The following is a 17,416-nucleotide window of genomic DNA, read 5'->3' as shown; positions in this document are numbered from 1 at the left end:
ATTGAAACACATTAAAGACATCAGGGTTTTAACGGATGAAAATTACGATTTTTGGTACCGGTTACGTCGGGCTTGTTACCGGAGCCTGCCTTGCCGATGTGGGCCATCATGTTCTGTGCATGGACGTGGATCAGGGCAAGATTGAAAAACTCAAGAATGGCCAGATCCCCATTTACGAGCCGGGCCTTGAGTCCATTGTTAAACATACCGTCGAGGCGGGCCGGCTTTCGTTCACCACGGATACCGAAGAAGCGGTAGCCCATGGTGTCCTGCAATTCATTGCGGTGGGCACACCACCGGATGAGGACGGCTCCGCCGACCTGCAATACGTGACCGCCGTCGCCAGGTCCATTGGCCAGTACATGGACGACTACAAGGTCGTTGTGGACAAGTCCACTGTGCCGGTTGGTACCGGTGACAAGGTCAAGGCCGCCGTGCGGGCGGGACTGGACAAGCGTGGTCTTGAACTGGAATTCGATGTGGTGTCCAACCCGGAATTCCTGAAAGAAGGGGCGGCGATCAACGACTTCATGAAACCGGACCGCATCATTATCGGCACTGACAGTGAACGTGCTATGGAATTGCTGCGCGAGGTTTACTACCCTTTCAATCGCAGTCACGACCGCATGATCTTCATGGATATCCGTTCCGCGGAGCTGACCAAGTACGCCGCCAATTCCATGCTGGCCACCAAAATCAGTTTCATGAACGAGATTGCCAACCTTGCTGAACGGCTCGGTGCGGACATCGAGAACGTTCGCCGTGGCATTGGCTCTGACCCTCGCATTGGTTATCACTTTATCTATCCCGGTTGCGGTTACGGGGGGTCCTGTTTCCCCAAAGACGTCCAGGCCCTGGCCCGCACTGCCAGGGACTGTGACTACGATTCCCGGCTGCTGAATGCGGTTGAAGCCGTGAACAATGCCCAGAAGCATGTCCTGTTTGACAAGATCAGCCACTATTTCAATGGCAATCTCAAGGGCAAGGTGGTTGCCCTGTGGGGGCTGGCCTTCAAGCCCAATACCGATGACATGCGTGAGGCGGCCTCCCGCGCCCTGATGCAGGATCTATGGAATGCCGGTGCCAGTGTCCAGGCCTTTGATCCTGAGGCGATGGAAGAGACCCAGCGCATCTTTGGTGATCAGCCCGGCCTGACCCTCTGCGGTACCAAGGAACAGGCGCTGAAAGGTGCCGACGTGCTGGCAATCTGTACCGAGTGGAAGGAATTCCGTTCGCCGGACTTCGCGGCCATTTCGGCGGCTCTTAAAGAGCCTGTCGTGTTCGATGGCCGCAACCTGTACGAGCCGGAAATGCTGGAGCGCCATGGCATGATCTATTACGCCATTGGCCGCGGCCGGAACCAGTTCCACGGAGACTGATATGGTTGACAGGAAAGGGCCAGAGCAGTCGTTTGTGCTACATGAGCGTCTCGAGGCGGACACTGTCAGCCTCGGACAAAGCCGGTTGTGTGAAGTCCGGCTTATGAACGACAGCAGCTGGCCCTGGATCCTTCTGGTGCCCCGGGTAGCGGGCGTGCGGGAGATCTATCAACTGACTCAGGCACAGCAACAGCAACTGCTGGCGGAATCCTCACAGCTCGGAGAGGGCATGATGGACTTGTTCAGCGGCGACAAGCTGAATGTCGCGGCGCTGGGCAACATGGTGCCGCAACTTCATCTGCATCACATTGTGCGGTTTGAGGGAGATCCTGCTTGGCCCGGGCCGGTGTGGGGCAAGTTGCCGCCCAGGCGCTACACTGAACCGGCTCTGAGGGAGACTGTCAGTAAGCTTGAGGCAGTGCTGAAGACACTGCCCCGGCCCGCTTCATAGTCGTGTCGGTTAAATGCTTGCGTTTTCTGTTTTTTTGCTCTAACAAGGAATGACAGGAAGTAGATTGCACGTCAACCGTTCCAGGGAGCAGGAAATCATCATGTCTGATCAAAAAGTCATATCATTTGTTTTTGTAGCCACCACTGCCAGCTTTGAGGGGGACGATTCAGTCCACATTGATCTGGAGATACCCGGAGTGGTATTGATCCCGGAATTTCAGGTTCCGCTTTCTGCGGGAGGGACCGGGATGTGGACAGGCGAGGCCAATCCCGCCAATTTGAGTACCGTGCAGGACATTCTTTCAAACGACATCATTCTGCGCGTGGACAATTCGCCCGGATTGGGGGAGTTCCGGTGGGCGCCTGCGTCTTTCTACCTGTTGGGAATATACGAAAATGGGCAGCACGTGGTAATCTGCGCTATATCAGACTGGCCAGGGGACATGCTCGGCGATGATGCCAGCGAGCCAGGTGTTGCTGATGCATTCGAATTGAATCAGTTTAACGCCCAGCGTCGGGATCCCCCATCCAGTGCGCCTCGTTCACCCACTATGGACGTTTCCTGAATAACGAAGTCTCCGGACCTGATCAGCAGTTCAGGTATTTCGCCGGGCCAGCGTCTGAGAGCCCAGAAGGATCATCCGGAGTTCTTTTTTCAGCTTTGCCTTCAGCTCTTCTTTTTCTTTCGGGGTAGCATCCAGGGCCTCTGCGCCCTGGTTGAAAACCAGTGTCACCATGCCCTCTGCGACAAGTCGCGCTTCGTGCAGTGGCTTTCCCTGTTGCTCCGCAAAGCGGTTCAGGTCGTCAGCCAGTTCCGTGACCACATGATCGATTTCCGCCTTGATTGCGGTTCGGAAAGACTTGGATACACCGGTTTTTTCCCGCAACATCAATCTGAGCAGGTTGGTGTTATTTTCCAGGTACTCAATAAAGGTATCCACCGAGGTGCTGATGGCACTACCATCCCGCGCAATCCGCTTGCGGGCCTGGCGCATCAGCTGCCGCAGGGCCACGCCGCCTTCGTCCACCAGAGCCAGCCCCAGCTCGTCCAGTTCGGCAAAGTGCCGGTAGAAGGAGGTGGGCGCTATGCCGGCCTCTCGCGCCACTTCCCGCAGGCTCAGACTGCCGAAGCCCCGGTCCGCGCTCAGTTGGGCGAGGGCGGCGTCCATAAGGGCGCGGCGGGTGCGGAGTTTCTGTTCGGCTCGGGCTGACAAGGGCTGCTCCAAAGGCTGTTAAATCGGGTCAGTGTAGCGACCAAACGTTTTACCGTCACCCAATGTGTCGGAAGCCTGATTTTCACCGCCATTGTGTTTATAATGGGCCGCTTTTGCAGTAGGGTCCGCCAAAACCATTTTTGCAAACTTTTACGCACACATCAGATACAACGGGAACCGGTATGCGCAGTCATTATTGCGGTGGAATCAACGAATCTCACATTGATCAGGAAGTCACACTTTGCGGTTGGGTTCACCGTCGCCGCGACCACGGTGGGGTCATCTTTCTGGACCTTCGTGACCGGGATGGCATTTCCCAGGTGGTGTTTGATCCGGATACCCCTGATAGCTTCTCCCTTGCGGAGAAGGTTCGCAGTGAATTCGTCATCCAGGTGACCGGCCGTGTGCGCCGTCGTCCCGCTGGTACCGAGAACGCTAACATGCCCACCGGGCAAGTGGAATTGCTGGGCAAGCAGCTGTCCATCCTTAACGCTGCAGCAACGCCGCCATTTCCGCTGGATGAGCACGTGGACGTGGGCGAAGACGTTCGCCTCAAGTACCGCTATGTGGACCTGCGTCGCCCGGAAATGCTCAACCGCCTGCGTTTCCGCTCACGCGTGACCAGCTATATCCGAAACTTTCTGGACGGCAATGGCTTCATGGATGTGGAAACCCCGATCCTCACCCGCGCTACCCCGGAAGGCGCCCGTGACTACCTGGTACCCAGCCGTACTCATGAAGGGGCCTTCTTCGCGCTGCCCCAGTCGCCGCAACTGTTCAAGCAGTTGCTGATGGTGTCCGGTGTTGATCGTTACTACCAGATCGCCAAATGTTTCCGCGACGAGGATCTTCGCGCCGACCGTCAGCCGGAATTCACCCAGATCGATGTGGAAGCCTCGTTTATCGACGAGGAAACACTGATGACCCTGAACGAGAGCATGATTCGTTCCTTGTTCAAGGATGTGCTGGAAGTGGAACTGCCTGAATTTCCCCGCATGCCATACTCCGAGGCCATGCAGCGGTACGGCAGTGACAAGCCGGACCTGCGTATCCCGTTGGAACTGGTGGATGTGGGTGATCTGGTTGCCGGTGTGGACTTCAAGGTATTTGCTGGTCCGGCTAACGATCCCAAAGGGCGCGTGGCTGCCTTGCGTGTTCCCAAAGGCGGGGAGCTGACGCGCAAGCAGATCGATGACTACACGAAGTTTGTGGGCATCTATGGCGCCAAGGGCCTTGCTTACATCAAGGTCAACGACCTGTCCAGGGGTGTCGAAGGCCTGCAGTCGCCGATTATCAAGTTCCTGGGCGATGATATTGCCCTGGCCGTGATCGAACGCGCTGGTGCCGAGGATGGCGACATCGTGTTCTTTGGTGCGGACAAGACCAACGTGGTTAACGAGGCCCTGGGCGCGCTGCGGATCAAGGTTGGCCACGACCTGAAGATGCTGACGTCCGAGTGGGCGCCATTGTGGGTGGTGGACTTCCCGATGTTCGAGGAAACACCGGACGGCGGACTGACCGCTATCCACCATCCGTTTACGGCACCCTCCTGTTCTGCTGAAGAACTCGAAGCCTCCCCGGCAACTGCGTTGTCGCGGGCCTACGACATGGTCTTGAATGGTACTGAACTCGGTGGTGGTTCCATCCGTATTCACGACGAGAAAATGCAGGAGAGCGTGTTCCGCACCCTGGGTATCGGCGATGAGGAAGCCCGCGCCAAGTTCGGGTTTCTGCTGGATGCCCTCAAGTACGGCTGTCCTCCCCACGGTGGCCTGGCCTTCGGCCTGGACCGCCTGATCATGCTGATGACCGGTGCCAGCTCCATCCGTGACGTGATTGCCTTCCCGAAAACCCAGAGTGCCACCTGTCTGATGACCCAGGCGCCCGGGGAAGTGGACGACAAGCAGCTGCGCGAGTTGCACATTCGCCGCCGCAAGCCGTTGGCCAAGGATGGACAGGGCAACGAAGAAACGTCAGGAAACGTCTAACACGGCTCAGGATGCAACGTGCCTATAATCATGGGGGTCGACCCCGGCTCACGCACCACCGGATATGGCATCATCCGGGCCGAAGGCCGGGTGATTGAGTACATTGACAGCGGTTGCATCCGGGTTGGCGAAAAACCCATGGCGGAACGTCTGCAAACCATTTTCCACAGCCTGGCAACGCTGATAGGTGAGTACCGGCCGGGGGAGTTTGCCATTGAGCAGGTGTTCATGGCCCGTAACCCGGATTCGGCGCTGAAGCTGGGGCAGGCCAGGGGGGCGGCGATTGTGGCCGCCGCCAACAGTGGCCTGGAGGTGCACGAATACTCTGCCCGCCAGGTCAAACAGGCCGTGGTAGGCAAGGGCGGAGCCGACAAGGCCCAGGTACAGCACATGGTTCAGGTATTGCTGGCCCTGTCCCGCAAACCCCAGGAGGATGCCGCCGATGCACTGGGTATTGCGCTTTGCCACGCCCACATGAGCCAGAGCATGGCGCGGCTGGCTGCCGGGGGCGGTGGTAAGGTGCGTAATAACAGGGTCAGAAGGCAATAACAGGCTCATTGAAGTCGAGATTGAATTCGAGATTGAATTCGAGGGAGAAACCCGTTGATTGGTCGTATCCGAGGCATCCTGATCGAGAAATCCCCTGCCCAGGCATTGGTAGAATGTGCCGGGTTGGGCTACGAAGTCGATATTCCCTACACCACGTTTTTTAACCTGCCTGAAACCGGTGATGAGCTGGTTCTCCATACCCATTTTGTGGTCCGCGAAGACGCCCAGAGCCTTTATGGGTTTTCTTCCCGACTTGACCGGGACCTGTTTCGCCTTTTGATCAAGGTGAATGGGGTGGGCCCCAAGCTCGCGGCAGGGATTCTCTCGGGGCTGGATGCCAACCAGTTTATCCGCTGTGTTGAAGCCCGCGACGCCAATGCGCTGGTCAAGCTTCCGGGGGTTGGCAAGAAAACCGCCGAACGGCTGCTTATTGAAATGACGGATCGTATAGGGCAACTTGAAGGTCAGTTTACGCCCGGGTCGCCGAATGCGACAGTCAGCACCGGTGCATCGGGTGCCGGGGGCGCAATGGGTCATCATCCGGCGGAAGAGGCGGAGGCTGCCCTGATTGCCCTTGGCTACAAGCCCCAGGAAGCAACAAAGGCCATCAGCAAGGTGGCTGAAGATGGCATGTCGAGCCAGGAGCTGATCCGGCTGGCGCTGCGTAATATGATTCCAGCCAGTTAACGGCCCGTCATTCAGGGCGTTGTGGCGCGTATTGTGTAGAGAGCGTAACGTGACAGCAAAAGAACGGTTTGTACAATTGGGTCACCATTAACCCGAGACGAGTGTACAGGCATGTTGTTGATTCCCTCTGAGCGGGTAGTTTAATGATCGAATCGGATCGCCTGATTTCATCCCAGGCCGGACAATACGAGGAAGTTCAGGACCGTGCTATCCGCCCCGGCGTGCTGGCGGATTATGTCGGGCAGCCCGCTGTGCGGGAACAGATGGAAATTTTCATCTCCGCAGCACGTGGGCGGCAGGAAGCGCTGGACCATGTGCTTATCTTCGGGCCTCCCGGCCTGGGCAAGACCACTCTCGCCAATATCATCGCCAATGAAATGGGCGTATCCATCAAGACTACATCCGGGCCGGTGCTGGAGAAGGCCGGCGACCTGGCGGCAATGCTCACCAACCTTGAAGAAGGCGATGTACTCTTTATAGACGAGATTCATCGCCTCAGCGCCGCCGTGGAAGAAGTTCTGTATCCGGCCATGGAAGACTACCAGTTGGACATCATGATCGGGGAGGGCCCGGCGGCACGCTCCATCAAGCTGGACCTGCCGCCATTCACCCTGGTGGGCGCGACCACCCGGGCCGGGCTGCTGACATCACCGCTGCGGGACCGCTTTGGTATCGTCCAGCGTCTGGAGTTCTACAACACGAAGGATCTGACCGACATTATCCTTCGATCCGCACGCCTGTCATCCGTCACCATCGACAACAACGGCGCCTACGAAATCGCTCGTCGTTCCCGGGGCACACCCCGTATTGCCAACCGTCTGCTGAGACGAGTGCGTGACTTTGCCGAGGTAAAGGCGGATGGTTGCATCAGTGAATCCATTGCGGATCAGGCCCTGAACATGCTGAAAGTGGATGCCCTGGGTTTTGATCACATGGACCGACGCTTACTGCTGGCGATGATTGAAAAGTTTGACGGTGGTCCAGTGGGCGTTGAAAGCCTGGCGGCAGCTATCAGCGAGGAGCGGGGTACCATTGAAGATGTGCTGGAGCCTTTCCTGATTCAGCAGGGGTATATGCTGCGCACGCCCCGGGGTCGAATGGTGACCTCCAGTGCGTATCAACATTTTGGCGTGGTGCCGTCCGGGCCGGAGGGGGAGGACCTCTTTGACTGATCGTTACGAGCCATCGTCCGGCCTGCCGGTCAGGGTCTATATTGAAGACACAGATGCCGGTGGCATTGTGTACCATGCCAAATACCTGCACTACATGGAGCGTGCCCGAACCGAGTGGGTGCGAAGCCGGGGTGTCGGCCTGCGGGCGGGTCTGGCGGATAATGTCAGTTATGTGGTCCAGCGCCTGTCCATTCATTACGGGGCGCCGGCGAAGCTGGACGATGAGTTGCGGGTGACTGCAGAGCCGGTGGCATTCGGCCGGGTCTGGATGGATTTTCGTCAGCTGGTAGTGCGGGTTCCGGATGAGGCTGTGCTGGCGTCTGCGGATGTTCGCGTGGCCTGTATCGCTCTGGATTCCGGCCGGCCACGGCGGCTACCCGCAAACATGCTGAAGTTGCTGGAAAACGACCGGAAAACCAATTCACAAGTGGAATAATCCAGGAGTAAAAGGTGGAGTCAGAAGTTTCTGTTTGGTATCTCATCGCCAATGCCGGGGTGCTGGTTCAGCTGGTCATGCTGTTGCTTGCCCTGGCGTCCATTGTCTCCTGGGCGCTTATTTTTCAGCGCCTTCAGGTGTTCCGCAAGGCAAAGCAGGCGCAGAATGCCTTTGAGGAGCGTTTCTGGTCCGGCATGGACCTGGGGCAACTGTACCGTGAAGTGAACAGCGACCCCACCCCGTTTTCCGGCATGGAATCCCTGTTTCGTGCAGGCTTCAAGGAGTTCTCGCGCCTGCGCCAGCAAAGCCGTGATGCCGATGCCGTCATGGAAGGCACTCAGCGGGCCATGCGCGTCGCGTTCTCCCGAGAACAGGAAAGGCTGGAATTGCACCTGCCATTCCTGGCAACGGTTGGTTCCACCAGCCCCTATGTGGGTCTGTTTGGTACCGTCTGGGGCATCATGAATTCTTTCCGCGGACTGGCACAGGTGCAACAGGCCACACTGGCAACGGTCGCACCGGGTATTTCCGAAGCATTGATCGCCACTGCCATGGGTCTGTTCGCGGCGATTCCGGCGGTTATTGCTTACAACCGCTTCGCCTCAATCTCGGACGCGCTGCTGAAGAACTACGAAACCTTTGCCGAAGAGTTTTCCAGCATCCTCCACCGCCGGGTACACAGCAGCGAGCAATCGGCCACGTGATGAGCGATGTCGGTAACAGGCAGACAATCGGGAGTGCAGGAACATGAAAGGCATGGGAATGATGCCGGCAAACCGCCGCAAGCCGATGTCGGAAATCAACGTTGTGCCCTACATCGACGTGATGCTGGTGCTGCTGATCATCTTCATGGTGACAGCGCCAATGCTGACGCAGGGCGTCAAGGTGGACTTGCCGGAAACAACCTCCGAGCCAATCCAGTCCGACAAGAACGTGGAGTCCATTGTGGTGTCGGTGGACAGCAATGGCGCGTATTTCATGGATGTAGGTGACGAAAGCAGCGATCCGATGTCGCTGGGGGATATTCGTGAGCGGATCTCCAAGATCCTGTCCCAGCGTACAGATCGTGAAGTTCTGGTGCGCGGAGACGAGCATGTGGAATATGGCACGGTGGTTCGTCTGATGTCCCAGTTGCAGGCGGCGGGTGCCACCAATGTGGGTCTGATTACCGAAGCACCAACCAACGATGAGTGAGCACAGGGCAGGCAGGTTTTTGTGAGAGGTCATGAGCGTGATTTAATCAGTACGGGGACGCCGCCCTGGAAGTCGCCTGTCGCACTGTCCATCCTGATGCATGGGCTGGTTCTGGGGGTGGCATTGGCGGGCTGGTCCTGGTCTGTTCCCAAGGATGACCCGCAGCCACCCAGTATTTCTGCGCGACTGGTCACCCAGAACGAACCCGAGCCCAGCCCTGTCACAGAACCGGTAGACCAGCCTGACCGGGACGAAGAGCGCCGGCAGGAGGAGCAGGAGAAACAGCGGCAGGAAGAGGCTGAACGACAGAAAGCCGAGGAAGAGGAGCGTGCCCGCCAGGAGGCGCGTCGCATCCAGCAGGAAAAGGAACGCGAGCAGGAACGTCAGCGTCAGGAAGAAGAGGCACAGCGCGAGCGGGAGCAGCAGCGTAAGGCGGAGGAGGAAGCCACCCGACAGAAAGCCGAGGCTGAAGCGAAGGAACGTGAGCGCCAGAAAGCCGAGGAAGAGAAGCGCCGCCAGGAAGAAGCTGCCCGCAAGGCTGCCGAAGAAAAACGGCGGGCCGAGGAGCAGCGTAAGCAAGAGGAGGCGGAGCGCAAGGCACGGGAAGAACGGGAGCGGCTGGAAGCCGAGCGCAAACGCAAAGAGCGTGAGCGTCGTCTGCAAGAGCAGCAACTGGAAGCCCTGGCGGACCAGGCGCAACAGCAGCGCGCAGCCGAGGAGCGGGAGCGCCGCGAAGCGGCTGCAGCGAAAGCACGCGAAATCCAGATGTTGTCGGAAAGCCAGAAATACCAGGCGTTGATTCGTGAGCGGTTAAGCCAGGCCTGGTATCCACCGTCGTCGGCAACCGAGGAGATGACCGCAAGGTTGCAGATTACCCTGCTACCCACCGGTGAACTTGCGTCGGTAAAGCTTGTCTCCAGCAGTGGTAACACCGCGTTTGATAACTCGGCATTGGGGGCGGTGAAATCGCTGAGCCGGTATCCGATTCCGGATGATCGTGACACATTTGAACGCTATTTCCGCCAGTTTACGATTGAGTTCAATCCCCGGCGGTTAAGATAAGGATGATGGGACCACAGATGATAAACCGGACAAGTACAGGCAGACAGCTCGCAGGAGCCGCAGTGACATGGTTGTTGGCGATTGCCGTAATGATCGGAAGCAGCCCGGCCAGTGCCGAATTGCTGATACGGATTACCGAGGGGGCAGACTCTGCCATTCCGGTAGCCGTCGTTCCCTTTTCAGAGGTCGGAGTCCTGCCGGCGGGCGATAAAATAAGCCGTATTGTGCAGGACGACCTCTCCATGACTGGTGAATTCCGCCCTCTGCCCGCGGAAAAAATGCTCAGTCTGCCTTCGAAAGGCGAGGACGTTTACTTCCGCGACTGGCGGTTGCTTGGCCAACGCTATGTGCTGGTTGGTCAGTTGACACGCAAAGGCGACAAGGTTGAGGCGCGCTACGAACTGTTCGATGTAAACCGTGAAGAGCGGATCATGGGGGCCACAGCCTCCTCCTCCGTCAACAGCACCCGAAGCCTGGCCCATCACATCAGTGACCGGGTGTACGAGGCCATTACCGGTGTACCCGGGGCATTTTCCACCAAACTGGCCTACGTCACTCTGCAACGCTCCGGTGGCGATGCATTGTACCGTCTCCAGGTCAGCGACGTGGATGGCAAACGGGCGCGGGTACGACTGGAAAGTGATGAGCCCATCCTGTCTCCAGCCTGGTCACCGGATGGGGAGAAACTTGCCTACGTGTCGTTCGAAACCGGTAAGCCGGCTATTTACATTCATGAGCTTTCATCGGGCAATCGCACCCGGATTGCCGACTTCCCCGGCCTGAATTCGGCACCGGCTTTTTCACCGGATGGCCGCTCGCTCCTGCTTACACTGTCGAAGGATGGCAACGCGGAAATCTACAAGATGGACATTCAGAGCCGCTCGCTGAAAAGGTTGACCGATCACTGGTCCATTGATACCGAGCCTACCTGGGATCATACCGGGGAGGGGTTCTTCTTTACCTCTGACCGTTCCGGCGGGCCCCAGATTTATCATAAATCCGGCGAGCAAGCGGCGCCCCGCAGGATTACCTTTGGCAGCCGGTACAATGCCCGGCCGCGTGCCGACAATGACGGTAAATACATCTATTATGTGCACCAGCGGGACAGCTCGTTCCACATAGCCCGGACCGACCTGCGGACGGAGGAAGAGACAATCCTGACTCGCACCGGCTCCGATGAGTCACCCAGTATTTCGCCGAACGGCCGGATGCTGATCTATGCAACAAAGCAGGGCGGCAACAGTGTACTAACTGTAATTGCTGCAGACGGTGGCGCCGCCTATAGTCTGCCGGCCTCGGAGGGTGATGTGCGCGATCCGGCATGGTCACCGATCGTTCGGTAAAACCGGAACTCCGAACCCAACAGATTCGTTCTTATTCAAGTACAACAGACTGTCAAAAAGGAAGGAAATGATTATGAAACTAGCAGCTCACCACAAATTGTTTGCCATGGCTCTGTCCCTTGGCCTGATCGCCGGTTGTAGCAGCACCGGTGATACCACTGAAGACGGCGCCTATGGTTCTGATGTCTCTGCCGTAGACCAGGACGGCGGCAGCACGGTTTATGGCGGTGATGATGAGGGTGGCGTGTCCTCCTCGGAAATGACTGAAGAGCAGCGCCGTGCCGCTGAAGCCCGTGCCGAACGCGCTGAAGCGGATGCGATGCGTGAAATCACCACGTTCTACTTCGATTTTGATACCGCTGAGATCAAGTCTGAAGCCCGTGAAGTGCTGGTTGCCCACGCCCGCTATCTGCAGGCCAATCCTGGCCAGAATGTACGCATTGAAGGTCACGCCGACGAGCGTGGCACCAAGGAGTACAACCTGGCACTGGGCGAGCGTCGCGCCAACGCCATTGAGCGCTTCCTGATCGTGAACGGCGCGTCCCGAGGCCAGATGGAAACCATCAGCTATGGTGAAGAGAAGCCGGCCGTGATGGGTTCCAGCGAAAGTGCGTGGGCCCAAAACCGTCGCGTTGAACTTGTTTTCCAGTAACAGGCGAACCCCATGAGACATCTGCTCATGGCGACAGTGCTGCTCCCGCTGGCCTTCGGGCCGGCGGGTAGCGCCCTGGCGCAATCCGTTTCTCCGATGTTCCAGGACAATTCCTCGGAAGCCGAGCGCAAGGCCGGTAACAACCAGGCTAATGCCGAGCTGTTCTACATGATCCAGCAATTGCAGGGCGAGATCCGCCGGCTGCAGGGTCGGGTAGAAGAGCAGCAAAACCTGATTGACCGTCTGACCAAGCAATCGCGTGACCGCTATATTGATCTTGACCAGCGGATCCTGAAGCTCTCTGAAAAGGTGGCTGAAGCACCGGCGCCTAGCTCCACCGCCAGTGATTCTGATGCCGGAGGGGGCAGTTCCGGAGTAAAAACCAGAATCTACCGTCAACCTTCCGACGACGAACGAAGCGCCTATGACAAGGTCCAGACGCTTATTCATCAGGACAAGAACTACGACCAGGCCATTAACGGGCTGTATGACTTTATTGATGAGTACGAAGAGGGCGATCTTACTGTAAACGCCTATTACTGGCTGGGTGAGGTGTATCTGGTCGAGAATCAGCTTGAGCAGGCCCGGCAGGCGTTCACCATTGTCGCCACCCGCTACGGGGACCATCGCAAGGCTCCGGACGCTGTCTACAAGCTTGGTGTCACACTGGATCGGCTGGGTGACAAGGACCAGGCCCGGTCACGCATGGAAACCGTGATTGAGGATTACCCGGATACCAGTGCCGCGAAGCTGGCACAAAAGTATCTGGATTCCGGTAGTACCTGATGTCCGTTGGTGGGAAGAATGTTGAGAAACCTGGGAATTAGGGGTTGATTGGCGCTGAAAAATCATTACTATATGCGCCTCGTTTGGGTCGTTAGCTCAGTTGGTAGAGCAGTTGGCTTTTAACCAATTGGTCGAAGGTTCGAATCCTTCACGACCCACCAAATTGCGAACGAATCGGTGGGACGTTTCATCGTTTGGTTCCGGGTCCGGAAACGGGCAGGTAGTTGCGGGTCGTTAGCTCAGTTGGTAGAGCAGTTGGCTTTTAACCAATTGGTCGAAGGTTCGAATCCTTCACGACCCACCAAAAAAACAGGCAGCAAATTGCTTTCTGTTGAAAAAAAGAGCCTCAGGGCTCTTTTTTTTTGGTTGTACGGTCATACATCTGTGGGTAGGGAACGTAACCGACCCGAAGTGATATACTCCGCACGTTGACGCAATATAGAGATGCAGTGATGACACGAGGTGAAGACCGTATTCTGGTTCAGGAGCACCTGGCACACCAGGCTGAGCCCAAGAGCCTCAGTGAGGCAGAAAAAACCGATCTGGAATCCCGTATCCGTGCCGCCCTGAAGGCTCAGGATGCAGTGCTCGTGGCGCATTATTACACAGACCCGGATATCCAACGCCTTGCGGAGGAAACCGGTGGCTGTGTGGCGGATTCTCTTGAGATGGCCCGTTTCGGTAATCAGCACGAAGCATCAACCGTTGTCGTTGCTGGTGTTCGCTTCATGGGCGAGACCGCGAAGATTCTCAACCCCGAAAAGCGGGTTCTGATGCCAACCCTGGAAGCCACCTGTTCCCTTGATATTGGTTGCCCGGCCGACGAATTTGCCGAGTTTTGCGATCAGCACCCGGACAGAACCGTGGTGGTGTACGCCAACACTTCCGCGGCCGTGAAGGCCAGAGCCGACTGGGTGGTGACTTCCAGCTGCGCCCAGGCAATTGTGGAATCACTGGACGCCCGTGGTGAGAAGATTCTCTGGGCGCCGGACAAACACCTTGGCCATTATGTCCAGAAGACCACCGGAGCTGACGTCCTGTTGTGGGATGGCTCCTGTATCGTTCATGAAGAATTCAAATATCGTGGGCTGGAGGATCTCAAGGCACTGTATCCGGATGCCGCCGTACTGGTTCACCCGGAATCCCCGGACGCCGTGGTGGAAATGGCCGACGTGGTAGGGTCCACGTCGCAACTGATTCACGCGGTACAGACGCTGCCCAATGAGCAGTTCATTGTGGCAACGGACAACGGTATCTTCTACAAGATGCAGCAGCTGGCGCCAAATAAGACCCTGATCGAAGCTCCCACCGCCGGAAACGGCGCCACCTGTCGCAGTTGCGCTCATTGTCCGTGGATGGCCATGAACGGGCTGGAGAACCTGCTGGCGGTCATCGAAAACGGTGACCAGGAAGTCCACGTGGACCCTGAGGTACGGGAAAAGGCGCTGAAGCCTCTTCACAGGATGCTGGATTTCACCGCCAACATGAACCTGAAGGCCGCCGGCAACGCCTGAACTCAGCTGCGCTGCTGGTTGAGCCTGGCCGATACCTGGGACAGACGTTCGGTAACAACCTGCCTGAGAGGCGCGCCAGCTGGCAGCCGTTCCTGGGCCTGGCGCAACTGACGCTGGGCTGACTCCAGGTCTCCCATCAGAATGTCGTGCTCGGCACGGGCCCGGTGAACACCCACAATATTCCGGGCCATTCCCTCGGCCTCCGCAAGCCGAAGCCACAGGTGCTCTTTTTGTGGTAACTCTCGTGTCAGCTGGTGCAGATAATCCGCGGCACGTTTTCCGTTACCGTCCTCGATTTCCACCCGGGCCAGCATGTCGGTAATGGGATAGTTGCCTGGATTCCGGTCCAGTGCCTCTGCCAGCAGGCTGCGGGCCTGTTCCAGCTGCCCCTGTTCAATCAGGGTTTCCGCCAGGGTGACCTGGTAGGTAATTCGCCCCGGTGTGCTCTCAAGCAGCCGCTCAAGTTCGGTGATTGCGTCGTTGTAGTTGCCGGCGTTCAGCAAGGCGACGGCAAGCCCGTAGCGTACGGCATCGGGTTTTTCGGTATCTGGGCGCTCCAGGTAATCCCGGAAGGTCTCCACCGCCACCTGCGGCGACTTGGAATAGCGTACCTGGAGGCGTGCGCGAACCAGGTGGTATTCCTGGGCGTCGACCACATCCCGGCGAGGGTATTGCTCGGCACGATTGCGGGTGTCAGAAACCCGGTTCTGGGTAAGCGGGTGAGTAGACAGGTACTCTGGCACCCGGTTTCCCTGGAGCCGGTTCTGGCGCATCATGATCTCGAACATTTCCGGCATGCCCCTCGGATCGAGGCCTGAATCGGCCAGAATTTCCATGCCGATACGGTCGGCTTCCTGCTCGTGGGCGCGGCTGTAGGCAAGCATGTTCTGTATTGCCAGTGCCTGGGTGCCGGCAATGGCGGCTATTCCGATGTCCGACTGGGTCACCGCTGACAACACGATGCCCGCGATCATGCCGGCAATCGTCAACGGCGTGCTGGCTTCCTGCTGCTCAAGACGCCGGGCAAAATGACGCTGGCTCAGGTGAGCCAATTCGTGGGCGAGTACCGAAGCAAACTGTTGCTCACTGCTGGCGTTCAGGAATAAGCCACCGTTAACGCCGACGATGTTGCCCGGCACCGCAAACGCGTTGATGTCCGGGCTGTCGATAATGGCCAGCGTGAGGTCACTGCTGGAAAGCGGTGCTGACGGAACCAGCTGGTAAATAATCGAGCTGAGATAGTCGTAGACCAGCGGGTCGGTGATCTGCGGCGCCGACCGGCGGATAGACGTCATGACCTGGCGGCCGATATCGGCTTCCTGCTGGCCGGAAATCAGCCCGCCACCGGCTCCACCGATGGAGGGCAGGGTGCTGTCCGGGGATTGGGCCAGCGCTTTACCTGAAAACACGGTCACCAATAGCGTCAGCGTGAATGCCACTACTCCCTGCCAGGGCGCAGGGCTTCGATCTGTCGGGGTCATGGATGGGCAGTGTCCCTTGTCATGTGATGTTGTCAGACAGCATTGTGCCACTGAAAGTTCGCTTCTGTATGGCCCGTTACGATTGTGATGCATTAAAGTAACACTGTCGGCATAATGCCGGCTCTTCTTTTGACCATACGGGTATCTGGTTGTCATGGCTGATCGAACACTTGATGCATCGGGGCTTCGCTGCCCCATGCCGTTACTTAAAACCAAGCTCGAACTGAACAGCATGTCCCCCGGCCAGGAGCTGGAAGTGATTGCCACCGACGCCGGGTCGGCTCGGGATATTCCCGCGTTTCTCAGGTTGTCTGCCCATGAGCTGGTCAGTTCATCCGAACAGGGTGGTAACTTCACCTTTGTGATAAAGTGCGGCGGCTAAACCTGCAGTGGTGACCATTCGGAGTTGTTCATGATCAGAATCTTACGTGGTCTGGCCCACAAATACTTTTCAGATGAAGAAGCCGTCATTCTTTTCCTGCTGATACTGGCAGGGATTGTTTTTGTCATTCTGTTCGGCGCCATGCTGGCTCCCGCCATTGCCGCAGTCATCGTTGCATTCATTCTGCAGGGTCTGGTTGCCAAGCTTAACAAGATGGGTGTCCCGGAAATCGTCTCTATCATCGGGGTGTTCCTGATATTTCTTGGCGTCCTGATCGGTTTCCTGTTCGGCCTGCTGCCACTGATCTGGACCCAGGTGACCTCTCTTGCCGGCGAAGCTCCCCGCATATTCCGGGAAATGCAGTCCTACCTTGAGGTGCTTCCCCAACAGTATCCCACGCTGATCTCCATGGAGGGTATCAACACCATCTATAATCAGGTGACCACAGAAGCCGGACGGATGACCCAGTGGTTGGTGTCCTTCTCGCTGGCCAGCATTCCTGATCTGGTTGCCCTGCTGATCTACATGGTGCTGTTGCCGATCCTGGTGTTTTTCTTCCTCAAGGATCGCCGCTATCTTCTGGAATCCATCTCCCGCATGCTGCCGTCCCAGCGTCCGATGATGGTCAGAATATGGAATGAAGTGAATCTGCAGTGTGCCAACTATGTACGGGGCAAGGCGGTGGAGATTCTTATTGTGGGCGGGGTAACCTATGTGTCTTTCAAGTTACTGGGTATGCCCTATGCGGCTTTGCTGTCCCTGATGGTCGGCCTGAGTGTCGTTATTCCCTATATCGGCGCTGCGGTTGTCACCATTCCGGTTGCCATGATTGCACTGTTTGCCTTTGGCTGGGGCAGTGACTTTATCTGGGTTATGGTGGCCTATGGCATCATCCAGGCGCTGGACGGTAATGTTTTGGTGCCGGTATTGTTCTCGGAAGTGAACAACCTGCATCCTGTGGCTATTATCATTGCAGTCCTGTTCTTCGGTGGTATCTGGGGGCTTTGGGGCGTTTTCTTTGCGATCCCCCTGGCGACCATGCTCAAGGCCATATTCTCGGCCTGGCCGGTGAAGGATCAGCAGGCACCGACATGACAACTCCTTTAATTCCCTTGTGTCAGTGGGTG

Annotated in this window: 19 protein-coding genes and 2 tRNA genes; 19 read left to right on the top strand and 2 right to left on the bottom strand. The window is 57.4% G+C overall.

Annotated features, from left to right (window positions below; genetic code table 11):
- Positions 1-35: 35 nt before the first annotated feature.
- The 3 genes from FDP08_RS03965 to FDP08_RS03955 all read left to right on the top strand — a co-directional run bounded on the left by FDP08_RS03965 (position 36) and on the right by FDP08_RS03955 (position 2,395).
- On the top strand, positions 36-1,379 hold the full coding sequence (locus FDP08_RS03965) for a UDP-glucose dehydrogenase family protein (RefSeq protein ID WP_137434723.1): 1,344 nt from the start codon (positions 36-38) through the stop codon (positions 1,377-1,379).
- A 1-nt stretch (position 1,380) separates the two neighbouring features.
- Complete coding sequence (locus FDP08_RS03960) at positions 1,381-1,830, top strand: HIT domain-containing protein (RefSeq protein ID WP_137434722.1); 450 nt, start codon at positions 1,381-1,383, stop codon at positions 1,828-1,830.
- A 100-nt stretch (positions 1,831-1,930) separates the two neighbouring features.
- Positions 1,931-2,395: a hypothetical protein gene (locus tag FDP08_RS03955; RefSeq protein ID WP_137434721.1), complete on the top strand. Its 465-nt coding sequence runs from the start codon at positions 1,931-1,933 to the stop codon at positions 2,393-2,395.
- Positions 2,396-2,425: 30 nt separating this feature from the next.
- On the opposite strand, the gene fabR is transcribed toward FDP08_RS03955, so the two are convergent.
- Positions 2,426-3,043, bottom strand: coding sequence for an HTH-type transcriptional repressor FabR (gene fabR, locus FDP08_RS03950; protein WP_137434720.1), 618 nt, complete (start codon positions 3,041-3,043; stop codon positions 2,426-2,428).
- Between the two features lie 182 nt (positions 3,044-3,225).
- Between fabR and aspS the strand changes: the two genes are divergently transcribed.
- The 14 genes from aspS to nadA all read left to right on the top strand — a co-directional run bounded on the left by aspS (position 3,226) and on the right by nadA (position 14,426).
- Positions 3,226-5,031 (top strand): aspartate--tRNA ligase, encoded by a 1,806-nt coding sequence (gene aspS / locus FDP08_RS03945; RefSeq protein WP_137434719.1) that lies wholly within the window; start codon positions 3,226-3,228, stop codon positions 5,029-5,031.
- An 18-nt stretch (positions 5,032-5,049) separates the two neighbouring features.
- A complete protein-coding gene (gene ruvC / locus FDP08_RS03940; protein ID WP_137434718.1) occupies positions 5,050-5,580 on the top strand; it encodes a crossover junction endodeoxyribonuclease RuvC in 531 nt (176 codons plus the stop codon).
- 54 nt (positions 5,581-5,634) lie between these two features.
- Complete coding sequence (gene ruvA / locus FDP08_RS03935; protein WP_137434717.1) at positions 5,635-6,267, top strand: Holliday junction branch migration protein RuvA; 633 nt, start codon at positions 5,635-5,637, stop codon at positions 6,265-6,267.
- Between the two features lie 143 nt (positions 6,268-6,410).
- Positions 6,411-7,439: a Holliday junction branch migration DNA helicase RuvB gene (ruvB, locus tag FDP08_RS03930; RefSeq protein ID WP_137434716.1), complete on the top strand. Its 1,029-nt coding sequence runs from the start codon at positions 6,411-6,413 to the stop codon at positions 7,437-7,439.
- Positions 7,432-7,875: a YbgC/FadM family acyl-CoA thioesterase gene (locus FDP08_RS03925; RefSeq protein WP_137434715.1), complete on the top strand. Its 444-nt coding sequence runs from the start codon at positions 7,432-7,434 to the stop codon at positions 7,873-7,875. Before ruvB ends, FDP08_RS03925 begins: the two co-directional genes overlap by 8 nt.
- A gap of 14 nt (positions 7,876-7,889) precedes the next feature.
- Complete coding sequence (tolQ, locus tag FDP08_RS03920; RefSeq protein WP_137434714.1) at positions 7,890-8,579, top strand: protein TolQ; 690 nt, start codon at positions 7,890-7,892, stop codon at positions 8,577-8,579.
- 43 nt (positions 8,580-8,622) lie between these two features.
- A complete protein-coding gene (gene tolR, locus FDP08_RS03915) occupies positions 8,623-9,069 on the top strand; it encodes a protein TolR (protein WP_137434713.1) in 447 nt (148 codons plus the stop codon).
- Positions 9,070-9,090: 21 nt separating this feature from the next.
- A complete protein-coding gene (tolA, locus tag FDP08_RS03910; RefSeq protein WP_137434712.1) occupies positions 9,091-10,131 on the top strand; it encodes a cell envelope integrity protein TolA in 1,041 nt (346 codons plus the stop codon).
- Between the two features lie 89 nt (positions 10,132-10,220).
- A complete protein-coding gene (gene tolB, locus FDP08_RS03905) occupies positions 10,221-11,474 on the top strand; it encodes a Tol-Pal system beta propeller repeat protein TolB (RefSeq protein ID WP_228263340.1) in 1,254 nt (417 codons plus the stop codon).
- A gap of 73 nt (positions 11,475-11,547) precedes the next feature.
- Complete coding sequence (pal, locus tag FDP08_RS03900) at positions 11,548-12,126, top strand: peptidoglycan-associated lipoprotein Pal (protein ID WP_137434710.1); 579 nt, start codon at positions 11,548-11,550, stop codon at positions 12,124-12,126.
- A gap of 12 nt (positions 12,127-12,138) precedes the next feature.
- Positions 12,139-12,912, top strand: a complete 774-nt coding sequence (gene ybgF, locus FDP08_RS03895; protein WP_137434709.1) for a tol-pal system protein YbgF — start codon at positions 12,139-12,141, stop codon at positions 12,910-12,912.
- An 85-nt stretch (positions 12,913-12,997) separates the two neighbouring features.
- Positions 12,998-13,073: transfer RNA gene (locus FDP08_RS03890), tRNA-Lys, on the top strand.
- Between the two features lie 67 nt (positions 13,074-13,140).
- A tRNA-Lys gene (locus FDP08_RS03885) sits at positions 13,141-13,216 on the top strand.
- Positions 13,217-13,364: 148 nt separating this feature from the next.
- Entirely contained in the window at positions 13,365-14,426 is a 1,062-nt protein-coding gene (gene nadA / locus FDP08_RS03880) for a quinolinate synthase NadA (RefSeq protein ID WP_137434708.1), read from the top strand.
- 2 nt (positions 14,427-14,428) lie between these two features.
- On the opposite strand, the gene FDP08_RS03875 is transcribed toward nadA, so the two are convergent.
- Positions 14,429-15,907: a M48 family metalloprotease gene (locus tag FDP08_RS03875; protein ID WP_137434707.1), complete on the bottom strand. Its 1,479-nt coding sequence runs from the start codon at positions 15,905-15,907 to the stop codon at positions 14,429-14,431.
- 154 nt (positions 15,908-16,061) lie between these two features.
- Here FDP08_RS03875 and FDP08_RS03870 point away from each other — a divergent pair, with 154 nt between their 5' ends.
- Complete coding sequence (locus FDP08_RS03870) at positions 16,062-16,289, top strand: sulfurtransferase TusA family protein (RefSeq protein WP_137434706.1); 228 nt, start codon at positions 16,062-16,064, stop codon at positions 16,287-16,289.
- Positions 16,290-16,319: 30 nt separating this feature from the next.
- Positions 16,320-17,384, top strand: a complete 1,065-nt coding sequence (locus FDP08_RS03865; protein ID WP_137434705.1) for an AI-2E family transporter — start codon at positions 16,320-16,322, stop codon at positions 17,382-17,384.
- The last annotated feature ends 32 nt before the right edge of the window (positions 17,385-17,416 follow it).

The organism is Marinobacter panjinensis, from assembly GCF_005298175.1.
GTDB classification, from domain to species: domain Bacteria; phylum Pseudomonadota; class Gammaproteobacteria; order Pseudomonadales; family Oleiphilaceae; genus Marinobacter; species Marinobacter panjinensis.
The sequence above is the reverse complement of the archived record's forward strand: the minus strand, read 5'-3'. Positions and strand labels throughout refer to the sequence as shown.